Below are 8,815 nucleotides of genomic sequence, written 5' to 3' on the forward strand. Positions count from 1 at the left end.
CCACCGGTCGAGCCGCCGCCGGCCCCACGGCAGGTGCACGCTCCCGCGGTTGGTCCACAGCCGGGAGCGGCCGGCGGCGGTGGCGGCGGAACCAGCGGGACAGGTGGCGGCATGGGCGGTGGCGGTCCGGTGCGGCCGTCCCCGGCGCCCCCGGTGCCACCGCCCCCACAGAAGCAACCCGGCTTTGTCAGGCTCGCGCCGTGAGACCGGACCTGCGATATTCGGCCCGCGCCTGCCCCGTCTACCGCAGCGTCTCGGTGGGCACCGCGTAGCGGTCCTGGTATGCGCGCACCCGCTCGCGCACCTCGCCTTCCCGTAGGCCGGTGTCCGACCAGGTGTACCGGCCGCGGCCGCCGTCGCCGGGATGGGTCGCCAGGAACTCGCGCATCCTCTGCTCGGCTTCGGGTCGCAGTTCACGATCCAGTCGCTGGTAGATGTCCTTGATCGTGGTCCACGGGTCGTTGACGAAGTCGCTGTATTGCACGTCGATCACGCGGTCCGCCGGCACCGCCCCGCTGTCGCGCAGGGCCATCTCTCGTTCCAGGCCGACGACGATCTCCTCGTAGGACTGGGCCGCGCACTCGGCGACGCTGGAATCGTCGCTGCACATCCGGCGCAGGTGGTGGGTCAGGGCGGCGATCGAGGAGATGACGTTGAGCGGGTCGCGGTGGGTCTGCACGATCAGCGCGTCGGGATATTCGGCCAGCAGCGTGTCGAGCTGCCACAGGTGCGCCGGAGACTTCAGCAACCACTGACCGGGCACACCGGATTGCAAGTGCTGCAAAAAGATTCGGTGGTAGTGGTAGGCGCCGGCATGGTCGGCCTCATAAAGCAGCCAGCGGTAGTAACCGGGCAGCCGGTATTGGACCGAGAAGATCATGCTGACGAAGTCACCGGCGGTGATGCGCACGCACTCCTGCCCGACGAGGGCGCCCATCGGATGGAACGCGAGAAACCCCGGCATGATGTGCTCGGACATGTCGATGCTGGCCTGCGTCTGCGCGATGCGCGGATCGTCGTGGTAGGTCTCGGGCTGCGGAACCGGACACGGCTCGTCGACCTCCCACGTCAGCGGGGCCCGCAGCCCGGGATCCTGGGCGAGCAAGTCGTACAGGATGGTGGTCCCGGTGCGGGGCTGGCCGACGATGAATATCGGTGCTGTGATCGGGTTGGCGGCGATCTCGGGATGCTGCTTGCGCCAGGCGATCACGCCCAGGCGGTTCTTCAGCGCCCGCATGATGTCGAGGTGGGCGATCTCCACGCCGATGTCCGACAGCCGCGCGTCGTTGATCAACCCGTCGGTGAGGCGGTGCAGCCCGGGCCGCCAGCCCTCGGTGCCGAAGTCGTCGCTCCCCACCTCCTCGCAGGCCGCGGCTATCAGCCGCTCGGGGGCGAATCGGTCGTGCAGCGTCATACCTTCTCCTCACAGCGGCGCACCGACACCGTCACCTCGGGGGGTGCCGGATTGTCCAGCCAGCGCAGGACGACGAATCCGCGATGCCGGCCACCGGTGTCGAGCCAGTGGCCAACGCCGAAGTCCTTGGCGGAGAGCGCGATCCGCACCCGGCCGTCGGCGTCGGGTGTGACGCCGCGATTCGTCACGGAGCTGTGCCGAGCGCGCGGCTCCAGGCATTCGTGCCAGATGCTTTCCAGCGTGACGTTCCAGAACCTGGTGTCGGGGGGAGCGATGTCGAGCAGCAGGACCTCGCCGGGGTCCAGCCGGTACGTCCCGATCATGTACAGGTTGTCGGGGGTGGTGTCCGCGGCGCCCAGGTCGGCGGCCTGCGCGGTCAGCAACGTATTGGGCATGCCGAGCAGTTCGGGCTTGATGGTGCGGTGCAGCGTCGCGAGCTTCATCAGGGACCACGCCATGGCGGTGAACTGATCGGCGAGCTCGGTGTCGGTCAGCGGCGTCAGCGAGGCGGGGGCCAACGCCTCGATCCGCAGCGTGGCGAGCTCTTCGCGGCCGCGATCACCGATGTACTCGCGAACCACCACCGACGAGGCGTCCTCGGGAATCTTCACCCACTGGGCGCCGGCCAGATCGGCAGGCTCGTCCGCGGACAGCACCAGCGTGAATTCGCCCGAGCGCAGCGCCAAGTCGCGGTCGCTGACGTACCCCGCCATGCGGCGCGGCGTGAGGCCGGTGCCGGCCAGGATCTGCAATCCGAGGTAGGCGCTGGTGCCCCGGGAACCGGTGATCCGGTAGCTCCGGTCCCCACGAATCATGGCCAGGTAGTAGTTCCCGTCGGGATTGGGGCCGCCGACCATCCGGTTCTCCGCGCACATATCGAAGAACGAGGGCCGCTCGGCGTCGGCCTCAACCGCCATCTGCGCGCACAGGGAGGAGATACGGGCGATCAGCCGCAGCCCTTCGAGCAACTCCCGCTCGGATTCGGCGTCCTCGGTCACGATCTTCGTGACGTCGGCAACCATCTGCTGAAGGAACCCCCAGGCGGCACGCGCCTGGGCAGCGGGCGGATCCGGCGAATCGGCGTCTTGAGACATCGTCTCATGCTAAGACTATGTCTTACGTCTTAGATGTCGATTCGCGGGAAAAGGTGGGGAATGGCTGCCACGACGTCGTTGGCCGAACGGAAGCGAACGGCGATGCGTCAGCGCATCGCCGCGGCCGCGGCTCAGCTGGTCGCCGACCGCGGACTGGCCGCGACGACGGTGGAGCGCATCGCCGGCGAAGCCAACATCGGGCGGGCGACGTTCTTCCGGTACTTCAACTCCAAGGAAGACGCCGTCGCCGAGGGCATGACCGCCCATTGGCTCAACCGGATCACCACCGCCCTGGCGGCGCAGCCGCAGCGCCTGAGCGCCACCGACGCGGTCATCGGCGCCTTTGCCGAGCTCGCGGAAGGATCCGCCGACATTGAGGACCAGATCCGCGAATTGGCCATGCTCACAAGGTCGTCCGAGACGCTGGACGCATGGACGCTGCACATCTATGTGCGCTATGAGCGGGCGATCGGCGACCTCGTCGCGCCGCGCCTGCGGCGGTTGGTCCCGCAGGACCCCAGGCCGCGCCTGATCGGTGCGCTGGCGATGGCGACCGTCCGGATTGCCCTGGACGACTGGCTGAGCCACGGGGGATCCCTCCCCGAGCGGGTGGGGCGTGGCCTGGCCGCGATCTCGGTCGGATAGCCACGTGTCCTGAGCCCTGCGGTCTCGAGGCGGCCGCTGCCGTTTTGAAGGACCAATGCCCCTGTTGTGCCACCCGAGCCGCCGGTAATTTGACTGTGTACCTTGGAGATTCGCGTGATGAGCGTTACGCGGACGTTAACACTGTGTGGCCGCTAGCCACCGAAACTGGGAGTTGTCTTGTCAGGACAGCGCGACGTCAAGATGCGGCTGGCCGGCTTGCTCGACCAGATCGACGACCTACTGACCAGCCTGCGTAACGCGGAGACCTCCTGGGCGCAGTGGCTGCCGGCGATCGCGCCGGAGCACCAGGCGAGTGCGCGAAACCTGCTGCACTACTGGGCGATTCGCCAATTCGATCTACGCGACCTGCAGGCGGGGCTCGCGGAGTTCGGCCTGTCGTCGTTGGGCCGCAGCGAAGCGCACGTGCAGGCGACGCTCGTCGCGGTCCGCGCGGCCATCGCCGCCTTGGCGGACGGGAATTGGCAGCCGCCGCCCCCGTCGGCGGTGCCGATCGAGCAGGGACCGAAGATCTTGCGCCAGCACACGGTAGAGCTGCTGGGGCCTCGCCCCCCGCATCGGATGACGCGCATCATGGTCACGTTGCCGTCGCAGGCCGCGACCGACCCGGCCCTGGTTCGCGAGCTGGTGCGGCGGGGCATGAACATCGCGCGGATCAACTGCGCCCACGACGACGTCCACGCATGGCGAGCCATGGCCCGCCACGTCCGCGAGGCGGCCGTGGACGCCGGCACACCATGCCTGGTCGCCATGGATCTGGCGGGCCCGAAGCTGCGGACCGGTCCGCTCGAGCCGGGCCCCCGCGTGGTGCGGCTGCGTCCGCAACGCGACCAGCTCGGCCGCGTCGTCGCACCGGCACGGGCGTGGATGACGTCGGGCGAAGAACCGTCGGGCCCGCCGCAACCGGACATGGCGGTGTTCACGGTGCCGGCGCAGTGGCTGGCCAACCGCGCGGCGGGCGATGCGCTGGCGCTACGGGATGCGCGCGGCGCAAAGCGGCAGATCGTTCTCCAGGACGCGGTCCCGGGAGGCTTCGTGGTCACCGCGCGGCAGACGACGTACCTGGTAACCGGGACCGCGCTGCACGCCGGGGACGGCGGCGAATCAGCCGCAGAATCAGCGCAAGTGGGCCCGCTGCCGGAGAAGGAGCAGAGCCTACTGGTGCGCGCGGGAAGCCTGCTGCAACTGACCCGTGACTGCTCACCGGCGCCCGTCGACAGTGGTCGAACCGTGCCCCGCATCGGTTGCACGCTGCCCGAGGCCTTCGATCATGCCCGGCCCGGCGACGCGGTCCACTTCGATGACGGCAAGATCGGCGGCCGGGTGATATCCGCCGGCCGTGACGTCCTCACCGTGCGCATCGACCGGCCGGAGCAGGGGGAGGCTCGGCTGAAGGCGGGCAAGGGCATCAACATGCCCGACACCGACTTGCCGATCTCGGCGCTCACCGACCGCGATGTCGCTGATCTCGCCGCCGTGGTCGAACTGGCGGATCTCGTAGACATGTCGTTCGTTCGCACTCCGGCCGATGTCGAGCGGTTGCTCGATGAGCTCGACCGGCTCGGCGGCGCCGGGCTGGGCATCGTGCTCAAGATCGAGACCCGGCGCGCCTTCGAAAACCTGCCGCAGCTGCTGCTCACCGCCATGCGCCGGCCGCGCGTCGGGGTGATGATCGCGCGCGGCGACCTGGCGGTCGAGTGCGGCTATGAGCGGCTGGCCGAGTTGCAGGAGGAGATCCTGTGGCTGTGCGAGGCCGCGCACCTGCCGGTGATCTGGGCGACGCAGGTCCTTGAGCAACTCGCCAAGACCGGCCTGCCGTCACGTGCCGAGATCAGTGACGCGGCCATGAGCGAACGGGCCGAATGCGTGATGCTGAACAAAGGCCCCTTCCTCGACGACGCGGTCACCGTGCTCGACAACATCATGCGGCGAATGGCCGATCACTACTACAAGAAGAACGCGTTGTTGCGTCCGCTACGGTCGTGGTCCGCCTCGGCGGGTCAGGGCATCGACGATGATACGGGTCGTGAGCTCGGCTCGGCGTCGTGAATACCGTTGTGGGTCAGACAGGATCGGATAGACGACGCCACCGACGATCGCATCCGCGGCCGACTCGGCGGTGCTGTCGTCGATGCCGTCGGCAACGATCCGCGCCCGGACGCTCTCGTGCAGAGGCGCACTGAATCCGGCGCGCAGTTTGACCGCGGTGTCCTCGTGTTCCATGCCCGCGGCGGTCAAGGTCCGCAGCATGGCCGAGCCGCGGGCCGTCGTCAGGGTCGTGGCGAGCTTGCGCACCCACACCACCAGGTCGTCCGCCAGATCTTCGGTGTGATTGACCGATGCGAGGAGCTGGTCGGCGTCCTCGAGCATCACGTCGGCGACCAGGGCCGGGCGACTGGGCCACCACCGATAGATGGTCTGCTTGCCCACCCCGGCCCGCGCGGCGACCGCCTCGATGGTCAGACCGTCGAAGCCGCGCTCGAGAAGTAGCTCGCGCGTGGCGGTGACGATCGCGGTGCGCGACTTCTCGCTGCGCCGCCGCGGCGGGGTCACCCGGGTGAGATCGCTTGCCATATGGTGATCCTCACTGCCGCGGTGGCCCGCTTTACATCGCTCGACTGCCCGCGGTAGTCTGCCACAAGACGAGACGGTCCGTCTTGTAAGTCGGAAGGGTAGCAGCTGTGCGGCCAACCGTAGTCACCTCGTGGCCGTCATCGTGACCCTCGGACTGAGCCCGGAGCAGCAGGAGCTCAGCGATGCCGTCGGCCGGTTCGCCGGCCGGCACGCGCCCATCGCCGAAACTCGCGAGGCGTTCGCCGACCTCGCCGCGGGCCGGCGGCCCGCGTGGTGGGACGCCCTGGTCGGCAACGGCTTTCACGCGGTGCATCTGCCCGAAAGCCTGGGCGGGCAGGGCGGCGGGCTGATGGACGCCGCGTGCGTTCTGGAGGCGGCGGGCAAGGCGCTGTTGCCGGGCCCGCTGCTGCCCACGGTCACCGCCGGAGCCGTCGCGCTGCTGGCCGACCCGACGGCGGCCGCCGAAGCCCTGGTGCGCGGCCTGGCCGCGGGTGCCACCGCGGCGGTCGTGCTTCCCGACGACGGCGACTTCAGCGCGCGTCCCGACGGCGAGGGCTGGCTGGTGACCGGCGCGTCGGAGGTAACAGCCGGCGTCTGCGCGGCGCGGACGGTCCTCCTCGGCGCCAGCGCGGACGGCGACGGTGTGGTCTGGGTGATTGTCGACACCGAAAACCCCACGGCGACAGCGGAGCCCGTCACCGGCACCGACCTGGTCGCCGACGCGGGCATCTTGCGACTCGACGACTATCGTGCGGCCGGGTCGCAGGTTCTCAGCGGCATCGACCCCGACCGCGCGCGGTGTGTCACCGTGAGCCTGGTGGCCAGCGTGATGGCCGGCATCGCGCAGTGGTGCGTCGAGGCGGTCACCGCGCACCTGCGCGTCCGCGAGCAGTTCGGCAAGGTGATCGGTACCTTCCAGGCGCTGCAGCACAGTGCGGCGATGCTTTTGGTCAGCAGCGAGTTGGCCACCGCGGCGGCCTGGGACGCGGTGCGTGCCGTCGATGAATCGCTCGACCAGCATCGAATGGCCTCCGGCGGTGCGGCGACGGTCGCGGTCTCACCGATCCCCGACCTGGTGCTCGACGCGCTGACGATGCTCGGCGCCATCGGTTTCACCTGGGAACACGACGTGCACCTGTACTGGCGACGGGCCATCAGCCTGGCGGGATCAATCGGTCCGGCGAATCGCTGGGCGCGGCAGCTGGGACAGCTCACGTGCACCCAGACGCGCGACATGTCGGTGAATCTCGGCGACGCGGAATCGGAGTTCCGGTCCTGGGTCGCCGAGACGCTGGATGCGGCAATGCAGTTGCGCAACGACACACCGGCACCGCACGGCGACTACCCGGACCAGGCCTCCGGGCCCCAGCGCACGTTGCTGGCCGATGCCGGCCTGATGGCGCCGCACTGGCCGGCGCCGTGGGGCGTCGATGCGGGTCCCCTCAAACAGCTCATCATCGACGAAGAGTTCGCCAAGCGACCCGGGCTGGTCCGGCCGTCCCTCAACATCGCCGAGTGGATCCTGCCCTCGGTGCTGGCCGCCGCACCAAAAGACCTGCAAGAAAAGCTGATTCCGCCGACCCAACGCGGCGAGATTCACTGGTGCCAGCTGTTCAGCGAGCCGGGTGCCGGCTCCGACCTGGCGTCGCTGGCCACCCGGGCGACCAAGGTCGACGGCGGTTGGCGGATCAACGGCCACAAGATCTGGACGTCGTTGGCGCAGTACGCCGACCTTGGCGCCCTGCTGGCGCGCACCGACCCCGAGGCCAGCAAGCACCGCGGCATCGGCTACTTCATCCTCGATATGCGGTCGCCCGGCATCGAAATCCAGCCGATCAAAACGGCCACCGGGCAGGCGCACTTCAACGAGGTGTTCCTCAACGACGTCTTCGTCCCCGACGAGATGTTGCTGGGCGCCCCCACCGACGGATGGAACCTCGCGATCGCCACCATGGCCGAAGAACGCTCCGCCATCAGCGGATACGTCAAGTTCGACCGGGCGGTGGCGCTGCGGCGGCTCGCGGCCGAACCGGGACCGGACCGCGACGACGCGCTGCGCGCGCTCGGCGAGCTCGACGCGTACACGCACGCCATCAAGGCGCTGGGCGTTCGGGAGACCATTCGGTTGCTCGACGGCCAGGCGTCGGGCCCGGCCTCCAGCATCGCCAAGGTGGCGATGAACGTCCTGTTGCGCAGGACGTTCGAGGCCACGCTGCGCCTGACCGGTCGCGCGGTGATGGCCGCCGACTCCGACCCCGACATCGTGGAGCGCTACCTGCACCTGCCCGCCGAGCTGCTCGGCGGCGGAACCCGCGAGATTCAGTTGAACATCATCGCGCAGATGATTCTCGGACTGCCCCGAAAGTAGGACCGCCCATGGGATTACGCGGAGAGGCCGCGATCGTCGGCTACGTCGAGCTGCCCCCCGAGCGGCTCAACAAGGCCTCGCTCGCGCCGTTCGCGATCGAGCAATGGGCGGAACTGTCCGCCGCCGCCCTCGAAGACGCCGGATTGCCCGGTGACGTCGTCAACGGGATCGTGGCCTCACATCTGGCCGAGTCGGAGATCTTCGTGCCGTCCACCATCGCCGAATACCTGGGCGTCGGCGCGCGATTCGCCGAGCACGTCGATCTGGGCGGTGCCAGCGCGGCGGCCATGGTCTGGCGGGCCGCCGCGGCGATCGAACTGGGCATCTGTGACGCGGTGCTGTGCGCGTTGCCGGCCCGCTACATCACGCCGACTTCGAAGAAGAAGCCCAGGCCGTTGGTGGACGCGATGTTCTTCGGGTCGTCGAGCAACCAATACGGCTCTCCCCAGGCCGAATTCGAGATCCCCTACGGCAATCTCGGGCAGAACGGGCCCTACGGGCAGGTGGCCCAGCGTTACGCGGCCGTCTACGGCTACGACGAGCGGGCGATGGCCAAGATCGTCGTCGACCAGCGGGTCAACGCCAACCACACCGAGGGCGCGATCTGGAAGGACAAGCCGCTGACGGTCGACGACGTCCTGGCCAGCCCCGTGATCGCCGACCCGTTGCACATGCTGGAGATCGTCATGCCCTGCGTCGGTG

The 8,815-nt window shown here is 69.0% G+C and carries 6 protein-coding genes and 1 pseudogene; 4 read left to right on the forward strand and 3 right to left on the reverse strand.

The genetic code is table 11. The features are described from left to right. Positions 1-241: 241 nt before the first annotated feature. Both A5713_RS26660 and A5713_RS26665 read right to left on the reverse strand, forming a co-directional pair. Positions 242-1,414 (reverse strand): sulfotransferase, encoded by a 1,173-nt coding sequence (locus tag A5713_RS26660; protein ID WP_068099219.1) that lies wholly within the window; start codon positions 1,412-1,414, stop codon positions 242-244. Beyond that, positions 1,411-2,508: a DUF1214 domain-containing protein gene (locus A5713_RS26665; protein WP_068099220.1), complete on the reverse strand. Its 1,098-nt coding sequence runs from the start codon at positions 2,506-2,508 to the stop codon at positions 1,411-1,413. Before A5713_RS26665 ends, A5713_RS26660 begins: the two co-directional genes overlap by 4 nt. A gap of 60 nt (positions 2,509-2,568) precedes the next feature. Between A5713_RS26665 and A5713_RS26670 the strand changes: the two genes are divergently transcribed. Continuing rightward, complete coding sequence (locus A5713_RS26670) at positions 2,569-3,153, forward strand: TetR family transcriptional regulator (RefSeq protein ID WP_068099221.1); 585 nt, start codon at positions 2,569-2,571, stop codon at positions 3,151-3,153. Between the two features lie 201 nt (positions 3,154-3,354). Continuing rightward, positions 3,355-5,220, forward strand: coding sequence for a pyruvate kinase (locus tag A5713_RS26675; protein WP_068099222.1), 1,866 nt, complete (start codon positions 3,355-3,357; stop codon positions 5,218-5,220). Here the strand turns inward: A5713_RS26675 and A5713_RS26680 are convergent. Beyond that, complete coding sequence (locus A5713_RS26680; protein ID WP_068099223.1) at positions 5,146-5,745, reverse strand: TetR/AcrR family transcriptional regulator; 600 nt, start codon at positions 5,743-5,745, stop codon at positions 5,146-5,148. The genes A5713_RS26675 and A5713_RS26680 overlap by 75 nt on opposite strands. A 142-nt stretch (positions 5,746-5,887) precedes the next feature. Here A5713_RS26680 and A5713_RS26685 point away from each other — a divergent pair, with 142 nt between their 5' ends. After that, positions 5,888-8,113 (forward strand): acyl-CoA dehydrogenase, encoded by a 2,226-nt coding sequence (locus A5713_RS26685; protein WP_068099224.1) that lies wholly within the window; start codon positions 5,888-5,890, stop codon positions 8,111-8,113. 8 nt (positions 8,114-8,121) lie between these two features. Further along, positions 8,122-8,815: pseudogene (locus A5713_RS26690) on the forward strand (thiolase family protein); the annotation flags it as partial.

The organism is Mycobacterium sp. E2497, from assembly GCF_001668695.1.
Classification (GTDB): Bacteria; Actinomycetota; Actinomycetes; order Mycobacteriales; family Mycobacteriaceae; genus Mycobacterium.